18 protein-coding genes, 3 tRNA genes and 2 pseudogenes are annotated in these 21,926 nt (G+C 74.3%); 8 read left to right on the top strand and 15 right to left on the bottom strand.

The features are described 5' to 3' along the window. Positions 1-164 precede the first annotated feature (164 nt). Together ACLQ2V_RS09660 and ACLQ2V_RS09655 are read right to left on the bottom strand one after the other, a co-directional pair. Positions 165-1,262 (bottom strand): D-alanine--D-alanine ligase family protein, encoded by a 1,098-nt coding sequence (locus ACLQ2V_RS09660; RefSeq protein WP_425718050.1) that lies wholly within the window; start codon positions 1,260-1,262, stop codon positions 165-167. A 202-nt stretch (positions 1,263-1,464) separates the two neighbouring features. After that, positions 1,465-1,680 (bottom strand): hypothetical protein, encoded by a 216-nt coding sequence (locus ACLQ2V_RS09655; RefSeq protein WP_425718327.1) that lies wholly within the window; start codon positions 1,678-1,680, stop codon positions 1,465-1,467. 507 nt (positions 1,681-2,187) lie between these two features. Between ACLQ2V_RS09655 and ACLQ2V_RS09650 the strand changes: the two genes are divergently transcribed. Together ACLQ2V_RS09650 and ACLQ2V_RS09645 are read left to right on the top strand one after the other, a co-directional pair. Further along, positions 2,188-3,033 (top strand): helix-turn-helix domain-containing protein, encoded by an 846-nt coding sequence (locus ACLQ2V_RS09650; RefSeq protein WP_425718049.1) that lies wholly within the window; start codon positions 2,188-2,190, stop codon positions 3,031-3,033. A 5-nt stretch (positions 3,034-3,038) separates the two neighbouring features. Then, positions 3,039-3,239, top strand: coding sequence for a DUF397 domain-containing protein (locus ACLQ2V_RS09645; RefSeq protein WP_425718048.1), 201 nt, complete (start codon positions 3,039-3,041; stop codon positions 3,237-3,239). A 338-nt stretch (positions 3,240-3,577) separates the two neighbouring features. On the opposite strand, the gene ACLQ2V_RS09640 is transcribed toward ACLQ2V_RS09645, so the two are convergent. The 4 genes and pseudogenes from ACLQ2V_RS09640 to ACLQ2V_RS09625 form a co-directional block, all read right to left on the bottom strand. Then, positions 3,578-4,369 (bottom strand): putative protein N(5)-glutamine methyltransferase, encoded by a 792-nt coding sequence (locus ACLQ2V_RS09640; protein ID WP_425718326.1) that lies wholly within the window; start codon positions 4,367-4,369, stop codon positions 3,578-3,580. 86 nt (positions 4,370-4,455) lie between these two features. Continuing rightward, positions 4,456-5,574 (bottom strand): annotated as a pseudogene (locus ACLQ2V_RS09635) (cystathionine gamma-lyase); the annotation flags it as partial. Positions 5,575-5,587: 13 nt separating this feature from the next. Continuing rightward, entirely contained in the window at positions 5,588-6,598 is a 1,011-nt protein-coding gene (locus tag ACLQ2V_RS09630) for an NAD(P)H-dependent glycerol-3-phosphate dehydrogenase (protein ID WP_425718047.1), read from the bottom strand. Beyond that, the gene (locus tag ACLQ2V_RS09625) at positions 6,595-7,335 is read right to left on the bottom strand and encodes a lysophospholipid acyltransferase family protein (RefSeq protein ID WP_425718046.1); all 741 of its coding nucleotides are present in this window, start codon (positions 7,333-7,335) and stop codon (positions 6,595-6,597) included. Before ACLQ2V_RS09625 ends, ACLQ2V_RS09630 begins: the two co-directional genes overlap by 4 nt. 131 nt (positions 7,336-7,466) lie before the next feature. On the opposite strand from ACLQ2V_RS09625, the pseudogene cofC reads away from it, so the two are divergent. The 3 genes and pseudogenes from cofC to ACLQ2V_RS09610 all read left to right on the top strand — a co-directional run. Then, positions 7,467-8,105: pseudogene (gene cofC, locus ACLQ2V_RS09620) on the top strand (2-phospho-L-lactate guanylyltransferase); the annotation flags it as partial. A gap of 469 nt (positions 8,106-8,574) precedes the next feature. Continuing rightward, positions 8,575-10,791, top strand: a complete 2,217-nt coding sequence (locus tag ACLQ2V_RS09615) for an RNA degradosome polyphosphate kinase (RefSeq protein WP_425718325.1) — start codon at positions 8,575-8,577, stop codon at positions 10,789-10,791. A gap of 15 nt (positions 10,792-10,806) precedes the next feature. Continuing rightward, entirely contained in the window at positions 10,807-11,685 is an 879-nt protein-coding gene (locus ACLQ2V_RS09610) for an NUDIX hydrolase (RefSeq protein ID WP_425718045.1), read from the top strand. Positions 11,686-11,766: 81 nt separating this feature from the next. On the opposite strand, the gene ACLQ2V_RS09605 is transcribed toward ACLQ2V_RS09610, so the two are convergent. From ACLQ2V_RS09605 to leuC, 3 genes are all read right to left on the bottom strand, one after another. Next, positions 11,767-12,504 carry an HU family DNA-binding protein gene (locus ACLQ2V_RS09605; RefSeq protein ID WP_425718044.1) on the bottom strand — a complete coding sequence of 246 codons (738 nt, stop codon included), beginning with the start codon at positions 12,502-12,504 and terminating at the stop codon, positions 11,767-11,769. A gap of 172 nt (positions 12,505-12,676) precedes the next feature. Beyond that, positions 12,677-13,264, bottom strand: a complete 588-nt coding sequence (leuD, locus tag ACLQ2V_RS09600) for a 3-isopropylmalate dehydratase small subunit (protein ID WP_425718043.1) — start codon at positions 13,262-13,264, stop codon at positions 12,677-12,679. A 17-nt stretch (positions 13,265-13,281) separates the two neighbouring features. Then, complete coding sequence (gene leuC / locus ACLQ2V_RS09595) at positions 13,282-14,724, bottom strand: 3-isopropylmalate dehydratase large subunit (RefSeq protein WP_425718042.1); 1,443 nt, start codon at positions 14,722-14,724, stop codon at positions 13,282-13,284. 49 nt (positions 14,725-14,773) lie between these two features. Between leuC and ACLQ2V_RS09590 the strand changes: the two genes are divergently transcribed. Further along, positions 14,774-15,460: an IclR family transcriptional regulator gene (locus tag ACLQ2V_RS09590; RefSeq protein ID WP_425718324.1), complete on the top strand. Its 687-nt coding sequence runs from the start codon at positions 14,774-14,776 to the stop codon at positions 15,458-15,460. A gap of 163 nt (positions 15,461-15,623) precedes the next feature. Here the strand turns inward: ACLQ2V_RS09590 and ACLQ2V_RS09585 are convergent. The 4 genes from ACLQ2V_RS09585 to ACLQ2V_RS09570 form a co-directional block, all read right to left on the bottom strand. After that, positions 15,624-15,696, bottom strand: a tRNA-Glu gene (locus ACLQ2V_RS09585). Positions 15,697-16,144: 448 nt separating this feature from the next. Then, a tRNA-Glu gene (locus ACLQ2V_RS09580) sits at positions 16,145-16,217 on the bottom strand. 138 nt (positions 16,218-16,355) lie between these two features. Beyond that, positions 16,356-16,427 (bottom strand) — tRNA-Gln (locus ACLQ2V_RS09575). 124 nt (positions 16,428-16,551) lie between these two features. Further along, positions 16,552-17,355: a fumarylacetoacetate hydrolase family protein gene (locus ACLQ2V_RS09570; protein WP_425718041.1), complete on the bottom strand. Its 804-nt coding sequence runs from the start codon at positions 17,353-17,355 to the stop codon at positions 16,552-16,554. A 236-nt stretch (positions 17,356-17,591) separates the two neighbouring features. Here ACLQ2V_RS09570 and ACLQ2V_RS09565 point away from each other — a divergent pair, with 236 nt between their 5' ends. Next, positions 17,592-19,049, top strand: coding sequence for a hypothetical protein (locus tag ACLQ2V_RS09565; protein WP_425718040.1), 1,458 nt, complete (start codon positions 17,592-17,594; stop codon positions 19,047-19,049). 42 nt (positions 19,050-19,091) lie between these two features. Then, positions 19,092-19,985: a 3-methyladenine DNA glycosylase gene (locus ACLQ2V_RS09560; protein ID WP_425718039.1), complete on the top strand. Its 894-nt coding sequence runs from the start codon at positions 19,092-19,094 to the stop codon at positions 19,983-19,985. A gap of 40 nt (positions 19,986-20,025) precedes the next feature. On the opposite strand, the gene ACLQ2V_RS09555 is transcribed toward ACLQ2V_RS09560, so the two are convergent. Together ACLQ2V_RS09555 and ACLQ2V_RS09550 are read right to left on the bottom strand one after the other, a co-directional pair. Continuing rightward, positions 20,026-20,400, bottom strand: a complete 375-nt coding sequence (locus tag ACLQ2V_RS09555; protein WP_425718038.1) for a hypothetical protein — start codon at positions 20,398-20,400, stop codon at positions 20,026-20,028. A 138-nt stretch (positions 20,401-20,538) separates the two neighbouring features. Beyond that, positions 20,539-21,666 carry a cellulose binding domain-containing protein gene (locus ACLQ2V_RS09550; RefSeq protein ID WP_425718037.1) on the bottom strand — a complete coding sequence of 376 codons (1,128 nt, stop codon included), beginning with the start codon at positions 21,664-21,666 and terminating at the stop codon, positions 20,539-20,541. Positions 21,667-21,926 lie beyond the last annotated feature (260 nt).

Below are 21,926 nucleotides of genomic sequence, written 5' to 3'. Positions count from 1 at the left end.
GACCGGGCGGGTCGCGCCGCACGCGCCGACCGGGCGGGTCGCGCCGCACGCGCCGACCGGGCGGGTCGCGCCGCACGCGCCGACCGGGCGGGTCGCGCCGCACGCGCCGACCGGGCGGGTCGCGTCGGCCGCCCGGCCGGTCTGCGCAGGTGCGGCAGGTGCGCTCAGTGCAGGCCGACGCCGCGCCGCTGGGCGGTGCGGATCAGGCGGCTGACCAGCTTCGGGTACTCCAGCCCGGAAGCGGCCCACATCAGCGGGAACATCGACGTGGGGGTGAACCCCGGCATGGTGTTGATCTCGTTGAGGTAGACGTCGAGCTCGGGGGTGACGAAGAAGTCGACCCGGGCCAGACCGGCGCAGTCCAGGGCGGCGAACGCCCGGACCGCGTACTCCTGGACCTGCCGGGCGACGGGCTCGGGCAGGTCGGCCGGCAGGTCGTACTCGGGCTCGGAGAGGTACTTCGCCTCGAAGTCGTACCACTCGTGGTCGCCGCCGGCGCGCACCTCGGCCAGCAGGGACGCCTCGGCGGTGCCCCCGACCTCGCCCTCCAGCACCCCGCACTCGATCTCCCGGCCGATCATCGCCGCCTCGACCAGCACCTTCGGGTCGATCTCGCGGGCCACGGCGACGGCGGCCTCCAGGTCGGCCCAGTCGTCGACCCTGGTGATGCCGAACGACGAGCCGGCCCGGGACGGCTTGACGAAGACCGGCAGGCCGAGGCGTTCCTTGTCGGCCTCGGAGAGGTTCACGCCGTTGCGCAGCACCACGTACGGCCCGACGGGGATGCCCTCGACGGCGCAGAGCTTCTTGGTGAACTCCTTGTCCATGGTGGCGGCGGAGGCGAAGACGTTGGCCCCGACGTACGGGATGCCGGCCATCTCCAACATGCCCTGGAGGGTGCCGTCCTCGCCGTACGCGCCGTGCAGCACCGGGAAGACCACGTCGACGTCGGCGAGCGCCAGCGGGCCCTCGGCCGGGTCGAGCACCATCAGCCCGTTGCCCGTGGGGTCGGCGCGCAGCACGATGTCGACGCCGGCGTCGGCGGTGATCTCCGGCAGCCGGCGGGCGCTGATCGCCAGGGCACCAGCGTCGCCGTCGGTCAGCACCCACTTGCCGGCGCGGGTGATGCCCACGGGGACCACCTCGTACTCGTCCGGGTCGAGGGCGGCCAGCACGCTGCCCGCGCTGACGCACGAGATGCCGTGCTCGGGGCTGCGGCCGCCGAAGACGAGGGCCACACGGGTCTTGCCTGGGGTGGTCACTCGGTCACCCTTTCGTTCGCGACTGCGAGGCTGTGGTGCTCGCCGAGGGCGCTCACGGGGTTGACCTTACTGTGCGTGGCGAGGCACGGGGACCGATACCCGGGCAGTGCGGGCATCCCGAGAAACCGGACAACACCACCGACACTCTCAGTAATCATGACAGCACGCCCAGGCGTCGACGGAGGGTCCGCGCCGGCTGCGGTCAGACGCCGTAGCGGCGCCCCACCGCGATCACCTTCACCCGTTGCCGCCCGGCCCGGACCATGCCCAGCGCCATGAACGCCCCGGCTATCCGGTCGGCCGCCTCCCGGCTGCTGGCGCTCACCACCTGACGACGCCGCTCGGGCGCCAGCCGCTCGTTGCGGCCGACCCCGTCGCCGGGCCGGACGTCGGTGAGCACCACCAGGAAGCGGTTCATCGCCGCCCCCACCCCGCGCTGGCGGACGCCGAGTCGGGCGTCGCGGGCCGCTCGGGCGCACTGGGCCCGTCCGGCACCGTCGGCCACCGAGGTGCCACGGGCCGCACCGGTGCCGGCGGCCGTTCGGGTTCCGCCGTGGTGGCCGCCAGCCCGCCGGAGGTGTCCCGGCAGACGTAGGCCAGATTGGCGTGGATCCACGCGTCGTCGTTGTCCCGAAGCACCGGATGCGCACACCAACGACACCGCGACACCCGGGGCCAGCAAGCGGTCACCGTCATGCGAGTCCCTTCCGGTGCTCACCGGGCGGCGGCACGTGGCGATCGGATACGGGGGAGTAAAACCCGATCGCCACGCGCCCCATCCCCTCCGGTCACTCACCACCGCCGTCGCCACGACAACCGGCGGTGAGGAACTGCTCACAGGCTGACATGTCGACGCGCGTGAATGCAACTCTCATCTGAGTTCTCTCATGTACACCTTCCCAACGATGTGTGTCACCATCGATGCATGGCTCCGAAGACCGCACGGGCCCGACGGCTCGGCATCGCGCTGCGCGCCCACCGGGAAGCGGCCGGCCTCACCCTCGAGGCCGCAGCCGACGAGATCAACAGCACCCGCAGCACCCTGTCCCGCTACGAGAACGCCCAGACCCTGATCAGCCCGGCCACGGTGCGCGCCCTGTTCACCCTCTACGGGGTGGGCGCGGACGAGTTGGCCGCCGCCGTCCAGCTCGCCAAGGACGCCCGCAAGCCGGGCTGGTGGGTGTCCTACTCCTACCTGCTGGACCGGCGGACCATCGACTTCATCGCGTTGGAGGCGGAGGCGACCGGCATCGCCAACTTCGAGCCGTCGGTGGTGCCCGGCCTGCTCCAGACGGCCGACTACATCCGCGCGGTGATGCGGGGCGGCCCGCACACCCTCAGCGACGAGCAGGTGGAGCAACGGGTCCACCTGCGCCTCGACCGCCAGCAGCGGCTCACCGACCAGGACCCGCCGATCCTCGACGCGATCATCGACGAGGGCGCGCTGCTGCGCCCGGTGGGCGGCCCCAGCGTGATGGCGGAGCAACTGCTCCACCTGCTCAAGATGGCCGAGCTGCCCAACATCACCGTTCAGGTGATCCCGCTGACCGCCGGCTACCACCGGGGCACCCGAGGCTCGCTGCACATCCTGGAGTTCCCCGACCCGGAGGACCCGATCATCGCGTCGGTGGAGACGGTGGCCGGGCAGATGGTCCTGGACCGCCCCGGCGACCTGCGTACCTGCACCAAGATCATGGAGCATCTGCGGTCGGTCGCGCTCAGCCCCGCGGCCAGCCGGGATGAACTTCACCGAGTCCTGAAGGGACGGTAGGAACGATGACCCCGACGACGAGGACGGCGCTGGCCGCCGCGCGGTGGCGCAAGAGCAGCCGCAGCGGCGACGAAGGCGCCTGCGTGGAGGTGGCGGTCGTGCCCGACGCCATCGCGGTGCGCGACTCCAAGGACCCGGCCGGCCCGGCGTTGATCTTCCCGCCGACGGCTTGGGCCACGTTCGCCGCAGCCCCGCCCCGCCCCTGACCGTCGCGTCGGCCGGGCGGGGGGTCCCGCCCCGGCCGGCCGACGCGGCACCTCCGGCCGGAACCCGACCGGCCCCGTGGTCCACCCGCCGCCCGGTCGCACCACCGGTCGCGGCGGGTGGACCACGTCACTGCCGGCACCGCCACCCAAGCCCACATCCCCCGCCCCCGCCCCCGCCCCGCGCCCCGCGCCCCGCGCCCCGCGCCCCGCGCCCCGCGCCCCGCGCCCATGATCGAAACCACGAGGGTGACATGGCGCGTTCACGGCGGCCCGAAACCGCTACATCCCTAACACGGTGTCGATCAAGAGCCACGCCGACTGCGGCGCAACGCGGCGGCTCAGGCGGGGCGGCGGGCGATCAGCGCCGTGGCGTCGAGTTCCTCGTCGTGCCACACGGAGGGGACCAGGCCGAGACCGGTCAGCGTCGCGCGGAGCGCGTCGATCTGACCGACGCCGACCTCCACAGCCAGGTGCCCGCCCGGGGCGAGCCACCCCGCTGCCGCCTCGGCCACCCGGCGCAGCACCACCAGCCCGTCCGCGCCACCGTCCAGGGCCACCGCGGCCTCGTGCAGCCGCGCCTCGGGCGGCATCAGCGCCACCGCTTGCGTCGGCACGTACGGCGCGTTGGCCACCACCAGGTCGAGCCGGCCCCGCCAGTGCGCCGGCACCGGCTCGAACAGATCGCCCTGGTAGACCGGCACGCCGAGATGCGCGAGGTTGCGCCGGGCGCAGGCCACGGCGACCGGGTCCAGGTCGGCGGCGGCCAGCCAGCCCGGGGCGAGCCGCCCGGCGAGCACCAGCGCGGCGGCCCCGGAGCCGCAGCACAGGTCGAGCACCGCCGCCCCGGGCCGGGTGACCTCCGCCGCGGCCGAGACCAGCAGCGCGGTACGCGCCCGAGGCACGAAGACGCCGGGGTCGACGCCGACCCGCAGCCCGCAGAACTCGGCCCAGCCGAGCAGGTGCTCCAGCGGCAGGCCGGCGACCCGCCGGTCGACCAGGTCGGCGAGCCGTTCGGCGGAGTCGGCGGCGGCGAGGAGCAGTTCGGCCTCGTCCTCGGCGAAGACGCAGCCGGCGGCGCGCAGCCGGGACACCAGGGCGGCCCGGTCGGGGTGGAACCCGGTGGACGCCACGGGCACCGGGCCACTCACGCGGCGGGAGCGGCAGGGCCGGCGGGAGCGGCAGGGCCGGCGGGAGCGGCAGGAGCGGCAGGGCCGGCAGCGGCCGCGAGGGCGGCGGTGACGTCGGCCAGCAGGTCGACGGTGTCCTCCACCCCGCAGGAGAGCCGGACGAAGCCGGGGGCGGTGTCGTCGCCCCACTGGGCCCGGCGGTCGGCCGTGGTGTGCAGGCCACCGAACGAGGTGGCGGCGGCCACCAACCGGGACGCGGCGAGGAACCGGGCGACCCGCTCGGCGCTGCCCAGGTCGAACGCGAGCACCCCGGGCACCCGGCGCAACTGCGCCGCCGCCACCGGGTAGGCGGGGTCGTCGGGCAGCCCCGGCCAGCGCACCCCGGTCACGTCGGAGCGGCCGGCGAGGAACCGGGCCAGCGCCTCGGCGTTGGCGGACTGCCGGGCCAGCCGCAGGTCGAGGGTGGCCAGCGAGCGGTGCGCCAACCAGGCGTCGAACGCGCCGGGCACCGCGCCGGTGGCCGTGCGCCAGGCGTCGATCGGCTCCAGCAGCTCCGGGGCGCGGGTGGCGACGTAGCCGAGCAGCAGGTCGGAGTGGCCGGTCAGGGCCTTGGTGCCGGAGGCCACCACCAGGTCCGCGCCGAGGTCCAGTGGGCGCTGCCCCAGCGGGGTGGCGGTGGTGTTGTCGACCGCGACCAGCGCCCCGGCCGCATGCGCCGCCCGCGCCAGCGCGGCGATGTCGGCGACGTCCAGGCCGGGGTTCGCCGGGGTCTCCAGCAGCACCAGCCGCACCCCCTCGAACGACGGGTACGGCCCGGCGGTCGGCGCGAACGCCACCCGCACGCCGATCCCGGCGAGGGTCCCGGTGGCGAACGCGCGCATCGGGTAGTACCCGTCGGCGGGGAGCACCACGGCGTCGCCGGGGCGCAGCAGGGCCAGCAGCAGCCCGGTGATCGCCGCCTGCCCGCTGGCGAAGACCCGGGTCTGACCGCCCTCCAGCTCGCCGATGGCCGCCTCCAGCAGCCGACGGGTGGGGTTGTCGGGCCGGCCGTACCCGTTCGGGCTCGCCGCCGGCCCCTGCCACGGGTCCAGGTGGTACGTGGCAGCGAGGACGGGGCCGGGCAGGAAGGGCTCCCCCGGTGCCGGCTCGGGCAGCCCGGCCTGGACGCACCGGGTGCCGTCGCCGTCGGAACCGTCGATCTGGGACATGGTCACGGCAACCTCACTCGTACGACTCGGGCTTGGCGGTGCGGCTCATCAGCGCGTCCACGGCGAGCCGCGGCTCCATCCCCTCGTGGCAGATCCGCTCGATCTGCTCGGTGATCGGCATCTCCACCCCGTGCGAGCGGGCCAGGTCCCGGATGGCCAGGCAGCTCTTCACGCCCTCGGCCGTCTGCCGGGTGGCCGCCTGGGCCTGTTCCAGGGTCTCCCCCCGGCCCAGGTGCTCGCCGAAGGTGCGGTTGCGGGCCAGCGGCGACGAGCAGGACGCCACCAGGTCACCCATCCCGGCCAGGCCGGCGAAGGTGATCGGGTCCGCGCCGAGGGCCACCCCGAGGCGGGCGGTCTCGGCCAGCCCCCGGGTCATCAGCATCGCCCGGGTGTTGTCGCCGAAGCCCATCGCGGTGGCGATGCCGTAGGCGAGGGCGATGACGTTCTTCACCGCCCCGCCCAGCTCGCAGCCGATCACGTCGTCGTTGGTGTACGGCCGGAAGTACGGGGTGCGGATCGACGCCTGCACGAGCTGGGTGCGGCGGTCGTCGGTGCCGGCGACCACGGTGGCGGCGGGCTGCTCGGCGGCGATCTCGGGAGCCAGGTTGGGGCCGGAGACCACCACCACCCGCTCGGGGGTGACCCCGGCGGTCTCCACGATCACCTCGCTCATCCGCTTGGTGGTGCCCAGCTCGATGCCCTTCATCAGGGACACCAGCGTCGAGTCCGGGTGCAGGTGGCCGACCCACTCGGCGAGGTTGCCGCGCAGCGTCTGCGACGGCACGGCCAGCACGACCAGCTCCGCGCCGGTGATCGCCTCGGCGGCGTCGCCGGTGCCGGTGACCCGGTCGGGCAGCCGCCGCAGGTCCGGCAGGTACTCCGGGTTGTGTCGGCCCCGGCGGATGGCGTCGGCCACCGGCTGCCGCCGGGCCCAGATCGTCACGTCCCGGCCGGCGTCGGCGAGGATCTTGGCGAACGCGGTGCCCCAGGAGCCGGCCCCCAGCACCGCCACGTGCCCGGTCATGCCACACCCCCCTCGGCCCGGCGGGGACGGATGGCGGGGCGGGGTGGTCGCTGCCACAACGGTGGCGGCGTGCCGCCGCGGATCTCGGCGAGCTGGTCACGCAGGCGCAGCATGATGGCGTCGGTCATCTCTTCCAGGGTGGCCTTGGTGGGCGTCGAGCCGATCCACCGGCTCAGGTCGATCGGCGGGCCGGCGTCGACGGTCACCGGGATGTTGGGGCGCAGGCCGAACCGGTTGGTCCGCGGGTCGAAGATCTTCTCCGGGCCCCACATGGCGATGGGGATGACCGGGGCGCCGGTGGTCAGCGCCAGCCGGGCCGTGCCGGTCTTGCCCTTCATCGGCCAGAGCTGCGGGTGCCGGGTGATCGTCCCCTCCGGGTAGATCACCACCGTGCCGCCCCGCGACAGCGCGGCGACCAGGGCGTCGAGGGACTTCACCGCGTCCACGCTGCCGCGATCCACCGGGATCTGCTGGCAGCGGCGCAGGATCCAGCCCGCCACCGGCACCCGGAAGACGCTGGCCTTGCCGAGGAACTGCGGCCAGCGCCCCGCCTCGTAGATGAAGTGGGCGCAGACCAGCGGGTCGGCGTGCGAGATGTGGTTGGCCACGATGATGATGCCGCCGTCGCCGCGCAGGTGCTCCATGCCCCGCCAGGTGCGCCGGGTCCAGGCCGCGATCACGGGCTTCACCAGCCCCACGGCGAACCGTTGCCAGAAGCCCAGCCTGCGCCGTGTCACCCTGCCTCCTCGTAGCCTGCGGGCCGCGCCGCGCCCGCCCGCGCCGCCCGCAGCGAAATCATGCCTGCTCGCCCCGGGTACGGCCAGTGAGGTTACCGCCGACCGACTGGCAGGATTGCGCCGTGCGGCAGTTGACCTGGACGGTGGTGGTGCCGGTGAAGCGCCTCGGCGCGGCGAAGAGCCGGTTGCGTGGGGCGCTGCCCGCCGTACCCCACGAGGAGCTGGCGCTGGCCCTGGCGGCCGACACGGTCGCCGCGGTGCGGGCGTGCCCGGCGGTGGCCGATGTGGTCGTGGTCACCGACGACCCCCGGGTGGCGGCGGCGGCCGACGCGGCGGGCGCGCGGGCCGTGCCGGACGCGCCGGACGCCGGCCTGAACGCCGCCTTCCGGCACGGTGCCCGGGTCGCGGTCGCCGCCGGCCGGGAGTGGCTGGCCGGCCTCACCGCCGACCTGCCGGCGCTGCGCCCGGCGGAGCTGGCCGCCGCGCTGGACGCGGCCGCCGCCGGCCAGCCCGGGGTACGCCGGTTCGTGGCCGACGCCCCGGGGACCGGCACCGTGCTGCTGGCCGCGCCGCCCGGCCTGCCGCTGGCCCCCCGCTTCGGGGCCGGCTCGGCGGCGGCGCACCTGGCCGGTGGCGCGCTGCCGCTGACCGGGGCCTGGCCGACCCTGCGCCGGGACGTCGACACGGCCGGCGACCTGGCCGAGGCCGCCCGGCTCGGCCTCGGGCCGCGCACCGCCGCCCTGGCCGCGCTCGCGCTCGCGCCGGGCGCGCCCGCCGAGGCGGCGACCCGCCCGCGACCGGCGGTGTACGGTGCTGGCATGCAGGGCACGGTGGCCACCTACGACGCGGCGACGCGCAGCGGCGTGCTGCTCCTCGACGACGGCACCGAGCTGGCCTTCCCGGCTCGGGCGTTCGACGCCTCGGGCCTGCGGCTGCTCCGGCTGGGCCAGCGGGTCCGCATCGACACCGACGCCGGCGGGGACGTCGTCCGGGTGACGTTGCCGACGATGCCGTAGCCGCCCGCCCAAGTTCATTTCGCGTTCACCGGGTTCGGGTGATTATGGGCGGGTGAGCAACCCTGGCGAGCACCCCACCGGCCCGTCCACCGACGACCGTTCCGCCGCCGACCGGCCCGCCGCCGGAACGGCACCGGACACCCCGGCGCCCGCCCGCGGTGCCTCCCGCCGACGCGGCCCCGACGGCCGCTTCCATCCCCGCGCCGCCACCGTGGAACAGCCGATCCCGTCCGGGCCCGGCGGGGACCAGCCGGGTCCGACCGGTCCCGGCGGGGCGGCGGCCTCCGCCGGGCTGGCGGAGGTGCTCGACGCGCCCGCCGACCCACCGGCGGCGGTGGCCGTGGCCGACCCCGACGACGAGCCCGCGCCCCCGGAACCGCTGCCCGAGGAGCGCTTCCTCAACCGGGAGCTCTCCTGGCTCGACTTCAACGCCCGGGTGCTGGCCCTGGCCGAGGACCCGCACACCCCGCTGCTGGAGCGGGCCAAGTTCCTGGCCATCTTCGCCGGCAACCTCGACGAGTTCTACATGGTCCGGGTGGCGGGGCTGAAGCGACGGCTGTCGGCGGGGCTGCCGGTGCGCGGCGGGGACCGGCTGCCGCTGCGTACCCAGCTCGGGCTGGTCGCCGGGCGGACCGCCGCGCTGGTCGCCCGGCACGCCGCCTGCTTCGTCGACGACGTGCTGCCGAAGCTCGCCGCCGAGGACATCCGCATCCTGTGCTGGAGCGACCTGGACGCCCCCGAGCGGGAGCGGCTGCGCACCTACTTCCGCGAGCACGTCTTCCCGGTGCTCACCCCGCTCGCCGTCGACCCGGCGCACCCGTTCCCGTACATTTCCGGGCGGTCGTTGAACCTGGCGGTCGCCGTACGCGACCCGCACGGCGGCCCGGAGCTCTTCGCCCGGGTCAAGGTGCCGAACAACGTGCCCCGGTTCGTCCGGGTCGACCGGGACGCCCCGGGGCTGCGGGTGATCCCGGTCGAGGAGCTGATCTCGGTGCACCTGGGGCAGCTCTTCTCCGGCATGCAGGTGGTCGAGTGCCACCTGTTCCGGGTCACCCGCAACACCGAGGTGGAGGTCGACGAGGACCGCGACGAGGACCTGTTGCAGGCCCTGGAGCGGGAGCTGGCCCGCCGCCGGTTCGGCCCGCCGGTCCGGCTGGAGGTGGCGGCCTCGATCTCCGACCACATGCTCGAGCTGCTCGTACGCGAGCTGGACATGGACGGCCACGACGTGTTGCGGGTGCGCGGCCTGCTCGACCTCTCCGCGCTCTGGCAGCTCTACGGCGACGCCGACCGCCCCGACCTGAAGGACCCGCCGTTCGTGCCGGCCACCCATCCCCGCCTCGCCGAGGGCGAGGTGCCGCGCAGCGTCTTCGCCACCCTGCGCGACGGCGACGTGCTGGTCCACCACCCGTACCACTCGTTCGCGACCAGCGTGCAGCGCTTCGTCGAGCAGGCGGCGGCGGACCCGGACGTGCTGGCCATCAAGCAGACCCTCTACCGCACCAGCGGGGACTCCCCGATCGTCGACGCGCTGGTCGAGGCCGCCGCCGCCGGCAAGCAGGTGGTGGTGCTGGTGGAGCTGAAGGCCCGGTTCGACGAGGTGGCCAACATCGGCTGGGCGCGCACCCTGGAACGCGCCGGCTGCCACGTGGTGTACGGCCTCGTCGGGCTGAAGACGCACTGCAAGACCGCCCTGGTGGTGCGCCAGGAGGGCAACCAGATCCGCCGCTACTGCCACATCGGCACGGGCAACTACCACCCGAAGACCGCCCGTTTGTACGAGGACTTCGGGATGCTCACCGCCGACCCGGAGATCGGCGCCGACCTGACCGACCTGTTCAACGTGCTGACCGGCTACAGCCGGCAGACCGGGTTCCGCCGACTGCTGGTGGCCCCACAGGGCATCCGGCGGGGGTTGCTCGAGCGCATCGAGCGGGAGATCGGGCACGTCCGGCTCGGCCGGCCGGGGCTGGTGCAGTTCAAGGTCAACTCGCTGGTCGACGAGCAAATCACCGACGCGCTCTACCGGGCGTCGCGGGCCGGCGTGCACGTGGACCTGCTGATCCGGGGCATGTGCACACTGCGTCCCGGGGTGCCGGGGCTGTCGGAGAACATCCGGGTCCGCTCGATCCTCGGCCGGTTCCTGGAGCACTCCCGGATCTTCCGGTTCGGCAACGACGGGGCGGCGGAGTTCTGGATGGGCTCGGCGGACCTGATGCACCGCAACCTGGACCGGCGGGTGGAGGCGCTGGTGCGGGTGAGCGATCCGGTGGCGCGGGCCGAGCTGGACCATGTGCTCACGGCCGCGTTCAGCCCGGACGTGCAGGCGTTCGAGCTCGCCGGGGACGGTTCCTGGACCCGTCGCGGCGGATCCGCCCGGGAACCGCTGGCCCACCTGCAGGACCTGCTGCTACGCCGCGTCGGCGGCACGGCGGGATGAGCCTAGGCTGGACGGATGTCGGAACGGGAACGAGTGATCCGGGCGGCGGGCGGGGTGGTCTGGCGTCCGGACGCCGACGGTGTGCTGGTCTGCCTGGTGCACCGCCCCCGCTACGGCGACTGGTCGCTGCCCAAGGGCAAGCTGGAGGCGGGTGAGCACCCGCTGAGCGCCGCCGTGCGGGAGGTCGCCGAGGAGGCCGACGTCCGGGCGGTGCCACAGGTGCGGCTGCCCACCGTGCGGTACCGCAGCGAGGGCCGGCCGAAGGTGGTCGACTACTGGTCGCTGCGGGCGGTGGCCGAGGGCGGGTTCCAGCCCGACACCGAGGTCGACGACATCCGCTGGCTGCCCGTCGAGCAGGCCGCGCGCCTGGTCAACTACCCGCACGACGCCGAGGTGCTGCGCACGTTCGCGGCCCTGCCCCGGGTCACCGCGACGGTCACCCTGGTCCGGCACGCCGAGGCGGGCAAGCGCGGCACCTGGTGCGGCCCGGACACCGGCCGCCCGCTCGACGACACCGGCTGGGCCCAGGCGCGTTCCCTGGCGCCCCTGGTGGCCCTGGTCCGCCCGACCCGGCTGCTGTCGGCCTCGGCCCGCCGCTGCGTGCAGACCCTGGACCCGGCGGCGGCCCTGCTGGACCTGCCGATCGAGGTCGCCGGCGACCTCGACGAGCCGCGCCCCGGCCAGGTCCTGCCCGAGCGCGCGCTGGCCGCCGCGGCCTGCCTCGCCGAGCTGGCCGCCCCCGGGGGCACGGCCGGGGTGTGCGGGCAGGGCAAGGTGCTGGCCGGGGCCCTGGAACGCCTCACCGGCCGCGCCGAGGACTTCAGCACGCCCAAGGGCGGGGGTTGGCTGCTGGCCTTCGCCGCCGACCGCCTCCTCGCCGCCGACCGCCTGTAGGGGGCCGCAGCGCCGCCGATGACACGTGCAAGGGGCGTCCACCGGGTCCCGGTGGACGCCCCTTGGCGACGGTGCGGCCGGTCAGCGCTTGGTGGCCGCCTTCTTGGCCGCGGACTTCTTCGCCGGCGCCTTCTTTGCCGCCGTGCCCTTGGTCGCCGTCGCGGTGGTCTTCTTCGCCGCGGTCGACGTGCTCGCCGCCGTGGTCTTCTTCGCGGTGGCGGTCTTCTTGGTGGTGGCCTTCGTGGCCGCCGTCTTGGTCGCCTTGGCCGTGGCCGCCTTCTTCGTCGCGGCGGCGGCCTTGGTGCCGGTGGCCTTGGTGCCGGTGGCCTTCGCGCCCGCGGCCTTGGCCGTGGTGGCCTTGGTGCCGGTGGCCTTGGTGCCGGTGGCCTTCGCGCCCGCCGCCTTGGCCGCGGTGGCCTTCGCGCCGGTGGCCTTGGCCCCGGTCGTCTTGCCGGCCGTGGCCTTGGCTGCCGTGGCCTTGCCGGCCGTGGTCTTGGTGGCGGCCGTGGCGGTCTTCTTCGCCGCCGCCGTGGCCTTCGGCACCTTGCCGCTGGCCACCATCTCCTTGAACCCGGCGCCGGCCCGGAAGGTCGGGACGGATGTCTTCTTGACCTTCACCGCCTCGCCGGTCCGCGGGTTGCGCGCTGTTCGGGCTCCCCGGACGCGCTTCTCGAACGCTCCGAATCCGGTGATCGCCACCTTCTCGCCCTTGGTGACCGCCGCCTGGACCTCAGCGAGGACCGCGTCGAGCGCAGCCGTCGCCGTCTTCCGGTCCCCCAGGCGAACGGCGAGCGCCTCGATGAGCTCGGCCTTGTTCACGACTTCCTCCCGATTGTGCAACTGACTCGACGCGAGCCATTCTGCGCGCACGGTATGCCCTGTGCTGCCTGGACACAAACATTCGGTGGAAAAAAGGCCTTGTGTCGCAACGGAATCATCCCCGACGGGCTCGCCGGTGGGGGCGGAAACCGATGCCCGATCGGGCGTACGGCTATGCCACGGCGGGCAGGAAGGGCCGCCGGCCGCGCTCGTAGGCGGTGATGTCGGCCTCGTGGCGAAGCGTGAGTCCAATGTCATCCAACCCCTCCATCAGCCGCCAGCGGCTGAAGTCGTCGAGGGGGAAGGGCCAGCTGGCGTCGCCCGCCCGGACCTCGCGGGTGGTCAGGTCGACGGTGACGGCGGTGCCGGGGTCGGACTCGACGAGACGCCACAACTCCTCGACGGCGTTCAATTCCAACTCGACCGGCAGCAGCCCCTCCTTGAGGGCGTTGCCCCGGAAGATGTCACCGAAGCGGGGTGAGACCACCGCCCGGAACCCCCAGTCCCGCAGCGCCCACACGGCGTGCTCCCGGGAAGATCCCGTGCCGAACTCCGGGCCGGCCACAAGAATCGACGCCCCGGAATACGACGCATCGTTGAGCACGAATGAAGGATCTTCCCGCCAGGCGCTGAAGAGACCGTCGGCGAATCCGGTGCGGGTCACCCGCTTGAGGTACACGGCGGGGATGATCTGATCGGTATCCACATTGGAACGACGCAGCGGCACGGCGGTGCCGGTGTGCACGGTGAACTTGTCCATCTGGCGTGGCTGCCCTTCTACAGGTCGGCGGGGGCGGCCAGCCGACCGACCACGGCGGTGGCGGCGGCGACCGGCGGCGACACCAGGTGGGTACGTCCGCCCCGGCCCTGGCGGCCCTCGAAGTTTCGGTTGGAGGTCGAGGCGGAGCGCTCCCCCGGCGCGAGCGTGTCCGGGTTCATGCCCAGGCACATCGAGCAGCCGGCGAAGCGCCACTCGGCCCCGGCGTCGGAGAAGATCTTGTCCAGCCCCTCGGCCTCGGCGGCCTCCCGGACGGCGGCGGAGCCGGGGACCACGAGCATCCGTACCCCGTCGGCGACCCGGTGTCCGCGCAGCACGTCGGCGGCGGCGCGCAGGTCCTCCAGCCGGCCGTTGGTGCAGGAGCCGACGAAGACCACGTCGACGGAGAGGTCGCGCAGGGCGGTGCCCGGCACGAGGTCCATGTACTCCAGGGCCCGGCGGGCGGCGACCCGCTCGGCGTCCGTGCCGAACGCCTCCGGGTCGGGCACGGCCGCGTCCAGCGGGGCACCCTGGCCCGGGTTCGTGCCCCAGGTGACGAACGGCGTGACCCGGCCGGCGTCGAGGGTCACCTCGGCGTCGAAGGTCGCCCCCTCGTCGGTGGGCAGGGTCCGCCAGTGCTCGACCGCCGCGTCCCAGTCGGCCCCCTGGGGCGCGTTCGGCCGCCCCTTGAGGTACGCGAAGGTGGTCTCGTCCGGCGCGATCATGCCGGCCTTGGCGCCCCACTCGATGGACATGTTGGCGACGGTCATCCGCCCCTCCATGGAGAGCGCGCGGATCGCCTCGCCCCGGTACTCCACGATGTGCCCGCGCCCGCCGCCGGTGCCCACCTGGGTGATCAGGGCCAGCACCAGGTCCTTGGCGGTGACGCCGGGCCCGAGCCGGCCGGTGACGTTCACGGCCATCGTCCTCGGTCGGCTCTGCGGCAGCGTCTGGGTCGCCAGCACGTGCTCGACCTCACTGGTGCCGATGCCGAACGCGAGGGCGCCGAAGGCGCCGTGGGTGGCGGTGTGTGAGTCGCCACAGACGATCGTCATGCCGGGCTGCGTGACCCCGAGCTGCGGACCGATGACGTGCACGATGCCCTGGTTGGCGTCGCCGAGCGGGTGCAGCCGGACGCCGAACTCGGCGCAGTTGCGGCGTAGCGTCTCGATCTGGGTGCGGGAGGTGGGGTCCGCGATCGTGAGCAGGTCGCCGCGGCGCTGCCGGAAGGCCGGGTCCGCGTACCCCGTGGGGGTGTTGTGGTCCTCGGTCGCGAGCGTGAGGTCGGTGCGGCGCACGCGGCGGCCGGCGAGCCGCAGCCCGTCGAAGGCCTGCGGGCTGGTGACCTCGTGCAGCAGGTGCAGGTCGATGTAGAGCAGGTCCGGCTCGCCCTCGGCGGACCGGACGACGTGCGAGTCCCAGACCTTCTCGGCCAGGGTCCTCGGGCGAGTGACTCCCACCATCTGGACATCCTAAATTCTGGGAGGTATGTTTCGGGTTGTGGGACACAGTATGAGCGGTGTCGGCGTTCTCGACAAGGCGGTGGTCATCCTGGCCGCCTGCGTCGACGGCGCCAGCCTGGCCGAACTCGTTGAACGCACCAAGCTGCCCCGGGCCACCGCGCACCGGCTGGCGCAGGCGCTGGAGATCCACCGGATGCTGGTCCGGGACACCCAGGGCCGGTGGCGTCCGGGCCCCCGCCTCGGTGAGCTCGCCAACGCCGCCCCCGACGTGCTGCTGACCGCCGCCGAGCCGCTGCTGGCCGCGCTGCGCGACGCCACCGGGGAGAGCGCCCAGCTCTACCTGCGCCGCGCCGACGAGCGGATCTGCGTGGCCGCCACCGAGCGGGCCAGCGGCCTGCGCGACACCGTGCCCGTCGGCTCCGTGCTGCCGATGACCGCCGGCTCGGCGGCGCAGATCCTGCTGGCCTGGGAGCCGCCCGAGGCGGTGATGCCGCTGCTGCCCCGCTCGAAGTTCACCGGCCGCACCCTCGCGGAGGTCCGCCGGCGCGGCTGGGCGCAGAGCGTCGCCGAACGGGAGGCGGGAGTGGCGAGCGTCTCCGCCCCGATCCGCGACCGCACCGGCCGGGTGATCGCCGCCATCAGCATCTCCGGCCCGATCGAGCGCCTGGGCCGCCGCCCCGGCGAACGCCACGCCATGGCCGTCGTCCGCGCCGGCCAACGCCTCTCCGGCCTCTAACCCCCCCCCCCGCCCACCCCCACCTCATCCCGGTGATCAAGAGGTTTGCGTCAACATTGATCTCCCAGGTGACGCAAACCTCTTGATCACCGGGATGAGAGACCTCGGGCGGACATGCAGCAGCCCGTCTCGCGGCTGGGCGAGACGGGCTGGTGGGAAGATGTAGCCCCGACCGGATTCGAACCGGCGCTACCGCCTTGAGAGGGCGGCGTCCTGGGCCACTAGACGACGGGGCCAGAACTTTGCTGCTTCGCCAGCCTTGCGGATGACGACGGCTGTAGTCTAGCGGCGTACCCCGGGCGGGCGCGCGGGGGGTGGTTGGCCCGATCGCCAGCAACGGCCCGGCCAGCCAGCACAGGCCCGACCAGCCAGCACGGGCCCGACCAGCCAGCACAGGCGACCGCCAGCACAGGCCCGACCAGCCAGCACAGGCGACCGCCAGCACGGGCCTGGTCGCCGGCAACGGGCCGATCGGGCACGATCGGCTCCGCGACGGTCGCAGCCGGGCCCGGGATGGTCCGGCTGCCTCCGGCGACAGTGGGCTGCCGGGTGCGAGGGAGACGCCAGGCTGCCGGGCGCGAAACAGCCGGCGTACGCAAGAAACAGGCCGCCGTACGCGAGACGGCCCGCTGACGGACGCGAAACAGCCCGCCTCACCGGGGTGAGACGGGCTGGACGGAACTGTAGCCCCGACCGGATTCGAACCGGCGCTACCGCCTTGAGAGGGCGGCGTCCTGGGCCACTAGACGACGGGGCCAGAACTTTTTCCTTCTCCACACCGCCCTCGCGGGCGGTGCCGCCGAACTCTACCAGAGATCATTTCGGCCCCCTCGCGGGTGACCGGAGCGCTCTCCGGCGGGATCCAGCTACCGTCGCTCTCGCGAACGACCGGTTGCTGGGGTACCAGGACTCGAACCTAGACTAACTGAACCAGAATCAGTTGGGCTGCCAATTACCCCATACCCCATTGGCACCTCGCGGTGCCGTTCAGCGCCTTGCGGCACCGGAGAGAAACTTTACCCTCCCGATCCGGAGAGGCCAAATCGGGGGCCGGAGAACCGCCTTGGGCTGCGGCTGCGGCCCCCGGCGGCTCAACCGACCGGGACGACCGGGTTGGTCAGCTCCCCGATCCCCTCGATGCTCACCGTGACGGTATCCCCCGCCACGATCGGGCTAACCCCCGCCGGGGTGCCGGTGAGCAGCACGTCGCCGGGGAGCAGCGTCATCACGTGCGAGACGTACGACACCAGGGCCGGGACGTCGAAGACCATGTCCCGGGTCCGGCCGAGCTGCCGCACCTCCATCTCCGCCGAGTCGCGGCCCACCTCGCAGCGGACCTCCAGGTCGGTGACGTCCAGGCCGGTGGTGATCCACGGGCCGATGGGGCAGAACGAGTCGAAGCCCTTCGCTCGGGTCCACTGCCCGTCGGAGCGTTGCAGGTCCCGAGCGGTGACGTCGTTGGCGCAGGTGTAGCCGAAGATGGCCTTCTCGGCGGCGGCCCGGTCGGCCCGGCGGGCCCCCGTCGCCCCGATCACCACCGCCAGCTCGGCCTCGTGCTCGACCTGCTTGCTGAAGATCGGCAACCGGATGGCGTCCCTGGGCCCGATCACCGAGGTGGACGGCTTGAGGAAGAGCAGCGGCTCCTTGGGCACCTCGCTGCCGTGCTCGGCGGCGTGCTCGGCGTAGTTGCGCCCGACACAGATCACCTTGCTGGGCAGGATCGGCGAGAGCAGCCGGACGTCGGAGAGCGCCCACCGGGCGCCGCTGAACTGGAGCTGACCGAACGGGTGGCCCTCGATCTCGGCGATGGTGAGGGCCTGTGGGCCCGCCTCCGACTCGCCCTCGACGACCCCGAACGACATTCCCTTGGCATGAGCGAAACGAGCGATACGCACCAGGCCAATCTAGCCCGCTCCCGGCGGGGCGGCCGCGCGGCGGCGCGTGGGACCAGCCCGAAGGGCCCCGGCGGGGCGGTCGCCGGCTCGGCGGCGGGCCAGCGTACGCCGCAGGTCGGCGACGCGGGCGGACTTCGCCGCTTCGTACCCGCCCGGACCGCCACCGCCCCTAGCGTCGGTTGACGGGGAGGTTCGTTCGTATGCCTGCATCGACACGACACCACAGGGCCCTCGCAGTGTTCGTACACTGCCTCGGCATTCTCGCCGCCGTCCCGGCGCTGCCGTCGGCGGCCCCGAAGACGCCGCCACCCGCGGCGGTCCGCCCGGCACCGGCCGCGGCGGTCCACCCGGTGGCGGCCACGGCCCCGACGCCCACGGACGGCGCGTCGGCCTCGGCGCCCGCGCCGCCGCCGCTGGTCTCGCCGTCGGTGGTGGTGCCGACCCAGGGCGCGCCGTCGCCGGTGGAGGTGGCGGTCACCCCGGCCGGCACCCCCGCGCCGGGCTACCAGGTCCGGGTCCGCAACACCGGGAACCGGCCGGTGTCCACCACCGTGCGCCAGGAACTGCCCGCCGGGACCTCCGCGACCTGGATCACCCCCGGCGGGCGGGCCAGCCGCTCGGCGAACAGCACGGAGGTGAGCTGGCGGCTCAGCCTGCCCGCCCGGAGCACCACCACCCTGCACACCGCGCTCAGCGCCGCCGCGCCGGGCCGCGCGCTGACCGCGCCGGCCTGCGCGTTCACCAGCAACGGCGACCGGCCCTACGACTGCGCCACCGCGACCTGGCACGCCGCCGCGCCGGGGACCGAGGTCACCGCCGCGCCGGCCTGGCGGCGCCCCCCGGTGCTGCTCGGCGCGCTGGCGGTGGTCCTGCTGCTCACCCTCGGCGGGCTCTGGTGGTGGCGACGGCAGCAGCGTCGTCGGGCCGGCGGGCGACCGCCGACGGGCCCCACCGGGCGGACAAGCGGCCCCACGGGACCGCCGACGGGCACCACCGGCCCCACGGGACCGCCGACGGGTACCACCGGGCGGACTGGCCCGGCCGGGGCCGCCGGATCATCGGGCAGCGCCGCCGCGTCGCCGGCCGGGGTCGACGGGGCGACGGCGGGCCGGCGGGGCACCGTCTACCCCCGCTCGGCCGCCCCGGGGGACGCGACCGCGCCCCGCCGTCGCCGGCCGCCGGTGTGGCTGGTGGTGGGTGGGGCGGCCACGGTCCTGGTCGGGGTGGTGCTCGCGGCGGCGCTGACGGCCACCCAGCGGGTCGCCGCGGTCGACACGGCCAAGCAGCCCACCAGCGGCGCCTGGGTGGGGCACGGCACCACGGGCGCGGTCGGCGTGCCGCTGCGCGAGCAGGCGATGGAGTTCACCGTCTACCGGATCGCCTGCCCGCAGCCGCCGAGCGCCGGGGACCGGCAGTGCCAGGCCACCGTCGGCGTACGCAACGTCAGCGCCGAAGAGCAGACCTGGCACGGCCAGCTCCAGCGGGCGTACCTGCCGGGCGGCACCTGGGTCAGCACCGACGAGGCCGCCACCCGGCGGGCCAACCAGGGGCGCGACGTCTTCGCCCAGCCGCTCGCCGCAGGCACCCGACTGGTGCTGCCGCTGGTCTTCACGGTCGACGGCCCGAACCGGCCGCAGCAGCTGGAACTACGCAGCGGGGTGTTCTCCGCCGGGGTCCGGGTCGACGTGCCCTGACGCCGGGACCGGCGCGGGCGGCGGCGGTCGTACGCTGGTGCGGTGACCGCCGCCCTCGCTCCCGCCGCGCCGCTCGACGCGGCCGACTGGCAGGCCCGGCTGCGGGCCCACGAGGAGCGCGCGGACGCCCTCACCGCAGGCCACCGCGCCCGCAAGGCCACCGGGGAACGGCACGCCATCGACGACTTCCTGTACGACTACTACGGCACCCGGCCCTCCGTGCTGCGCCGGTGGCACCCCGGCCCGGCTCTCTCCCTGGCGCCCGGACCGGACGGTCCGGCCCCGCACCGGCAGTGGCGTTGGTACGACACGGACGCGGCCGGGGTGGTGCGCCTCGACGTCGCCGCGTTCCTCGCCGACCGGGCCGAGTCGGTGCGCTTCGTCCATCGGCTGCTCTCCGCGATCGCGTCCCGACCGGCCTTCACCGGCTGCTTCGGCCTGCACGAGTGGGCGATGGTGTACCGCCAGCACGAGCATCGGCACCCGCTGCCCCTGCGGCTCGGGCAGGAGGGCACCGACGCGGTGGTCGAGGCCCACCAGATCCGCTGCTCGCACTTCGACGCGTTCCGGTTCTTCACCCCGGCCGCGATCGGCCTCAACCGGCTCCGGCCCACCAGGGCGAGCCAGGTCGAGCTCGACCAGCCGGGCTGCCTGCACGCGTCGATGGACTGCCACAAGTGGGCCACCAAGCTGGGCCCCGCGGTCGCGGGGGACCTGGCGTTGGACTGCTTCGAGTTGGCCCGGGACATCCGGCTGCTCGACATGCAGGCGTCCCCGTACGACTTCTCCTCGTACGGGCACCCGCCGGTGGCCATCGAGACCCCCGAGGGCAAGGTCGAGTACGTCGCGCGGCAACGCGAGTTCGCGCAGCGCGCCGGCCGGCTGCGGGCCCGACTGATCGACGTCTGCGCGGCCCTGCTCGACGCGGCGGCCTGACCCCCCGGGGCTTCCCCGGCACCGCCGTGGCCGCAGCCGTTCATCCGGTGGAGAGCTGGGCGACCACCCGGTCCAGCACGGCGCGGAACTGCTCAACGTCGTCCAACTCGACACGTTCGCTCAGCACCGTGTCCGAGCCCGCCGCGACGTGGTCGACGTCGACCCAGCCACCGGCGTAGAGCACGAACACCGCCTCGGCGTACGGGTTCTCGCGGCCGACCCGCACCCCCACGGACATCGGCCTACGTGCCCGACCTCGGTCGGTCAGCAGCCGGGGCGGCCAGCCGGCGTCGTTGTCGACCCAGGTCGGGGCACCCACGTCGAGCCCCCGCTGCGCCCATTGACGGTGCCGTTCGGCGATGATGCCGGCGGCCTGATCCAGGTCGAGGTTGCTCAGGTCGACACGACGCTCCACCGCGCGACCCTACGCCAGCACCAGCCCACCCGGGGTGTACGCCTTCGCCGAGCGGACGCCGGCCGGTCCGCCCGCCGCCCCCCTTGGGCTGAGCGCGGGGCCCTTCGGTGTGCGGGGCCCCGCGCCGTCGCCCCTGCCTCAGCTCGCCGCGCAGCTCAGCGCGGGGACGGTGGGGGTGCCGGTGGCGCTGCCGAGGAAGCCGAAGGTGGCCTCCGCCCCCGGGGCGAGCGCCCCGTTCCAGCCCACGTTGCGGGCGGTCACCGCGCCGCCGGCCTGGGTCAGCTCGGCGTTCCACGCCTGGTTGATCCGCTGGCCGCCGCCGAGGGTGAAGCCGACGGTCCAGCCGGCGGTGCGGGTGGTCCCGCTGTTGGTCACGGTCACCTCGCCCTGGAAGCCGCCCTGCCACTGCCCGGTGATCCGGTAGCGGGCCGTGCAGCCGGCCTGCGGGGTGGGGGTGGCGGTCGGTGACGCCGTCGGGGTCGGGGGCGGGGTCGGGGTGCCGGCGGCGAGGGCGGCGACCAGCGCCGGGTACCAGCGGTCGGACATCTTCTGATCACCGGCCGCGTTGGGGTGCACCCCGTCGTACGTGTCGGTGGCGGTGTCGAAGCCCGTCCACTGGTCGACGACCGTGATCGGCGACGCGGCCGTGGTCTTCCCCGCCGCCCAGCCGTCGAGCGCGCCGTTGAAGGCGACCACCCGCTGCCCGCACTCGCCGCAGGTGGCCGGCGCCATCGGGATGATCTTCGCGACGATCACCCGCATCGCCGGGTTGCTGGCCCGCATCTGGTCCACCAGCTTCGAGTACGCCGCGAGGATCGTCGCCGGGGCGACGTTGCTCCACACGTCGTTGGTGGCGAAGTGCATGAGCACGATGTCGGGCCGGGTGGCGGCGAGCCAGCCGGGCAGCAGGTTCTGGTTGGCGACGTTCGTCACCAGGTACCCGCCGTGGCCCTCGTTGTCGCCGTCGTACGGCTGCCCGCAGCCCTGCGGGCCGAGCGTGCCGACGAAGTCGATGTCGGTGTGACCGGTGGACTGGAGGCGGTTCCAGAGCATGGCCCGCCAGCAGCCGGGCGAGCCGGTGATCGAGTCGCCGAGCGGCATGATCCGCACCGGGGCGGCGACGGGCGCGGCGGGGGCGGCGAGGGCGGGGCGGTTGGGCGCGGCGGTCGCGGGGCGGCCGGGCGCGGCGGCCAGCCCGATCAGCAGGACGAGGGAGACGGCCGAGAGGGTGGCCAGCAGGGCCGGAACGATTGGCCTTCGGAGCATGGTGAGGGGACTCCTGTCACGTGACGGCGTGCGGTCGGTGACGGCCCGGTTGCTCCCGTGGCCATTGGACCAGATCGTCATCCATCGATCAATGCCGTCCCGGGTGACATCCCCGACTCCGAGGGGCCGACCTCTGCCTCACCCGGGACCCGCGGGCGGCACCCGCCTCCCCTCGATCGACTTCGGATGCGGCATGTCGCGGTCTCCGCCGGAAAGGAAGGCGCGATGTGCGGCACATTGAGTTGATCAAGGCCGGTGGC

Origin of the sequence: Micromonospora sp. DT233 (genome assembly GCF_049841815.1) — a bacterium.
Classification (GTDB): Bacteria; Actinomycetota; Actinomycetes; order Mycobacteriales; family Micromonosporaceae; genus Micromonospora.
Note: the sequence above shows the minus strand (reverse complement) of the source record. Positions and strands in the feature narration are given on the sequence as shown.

Coding starts and splice junctions, on each gene's coding strand:
- ACLQ2V_RS09655 (WP_425718327.1), bottom strand. CDS start 1,680: ATGAACCGCTTCCTGGTGGTGCTCACCGACGTCCGGCCCGGCGACGGG.
- ACLQ2V_RS09650 (WP_425718049.1), top strand. CDS start 2,188: ATGGCTCCGAAGACCGCACGGGCCCGACGGCTCGGCATCGCGCTGCGC.
- ACLQ2V_RS09645 (WP_425718048.1), top strand. CDS start 3,039: ATGACCCCGACGACGAGGACGGCGCTGGCCGCCGCGCGGTGGCGCAAG.
- ACLQ2V_RS09630 (WP_425718047.1), bottom strand. CDS start 6,598: ATGACCGGGCACGTGGCGGTGCTGGGGGCCGGCTCCTGGGGCACCGCG.
- ACLQ2V_RS09610 (WP_425718045.1), top strand. CDS start 10,807: ATGTCGGAACGGGAACGAGTGATCCGGGCGGCGGGCGGGGTGGTCTGG.
- leuD (WP_425718043.1), bottom strand. CDS start 13,264: ATGGACAAGTTCACCGTGCACACCGGCACCGCCGTGCCGCTGCGTCGT.
- leuC (WP_425718042.1), bottom strand. CDS start 14,724: ATGGTGGGAGTCACTCGCCCGAGGACCCTGGCCGAGAAGGTCTGGGAC.
- ACLQ2V_RS09590 (WP_425718324.1), top strand. CDS start 14,774: ATGAGCGGTGTCGGCGTTCTCGACAAGGCGGTGGTCATCCTGGCCGCC.
- ACLQ2V_RS09550 (WP_425718037.1), bottom strand. CDS start 21,666: ATGCTCCGAAGGCCAATCGTTCCGGCCCTGCTGGCCACCCTCTCGGCC.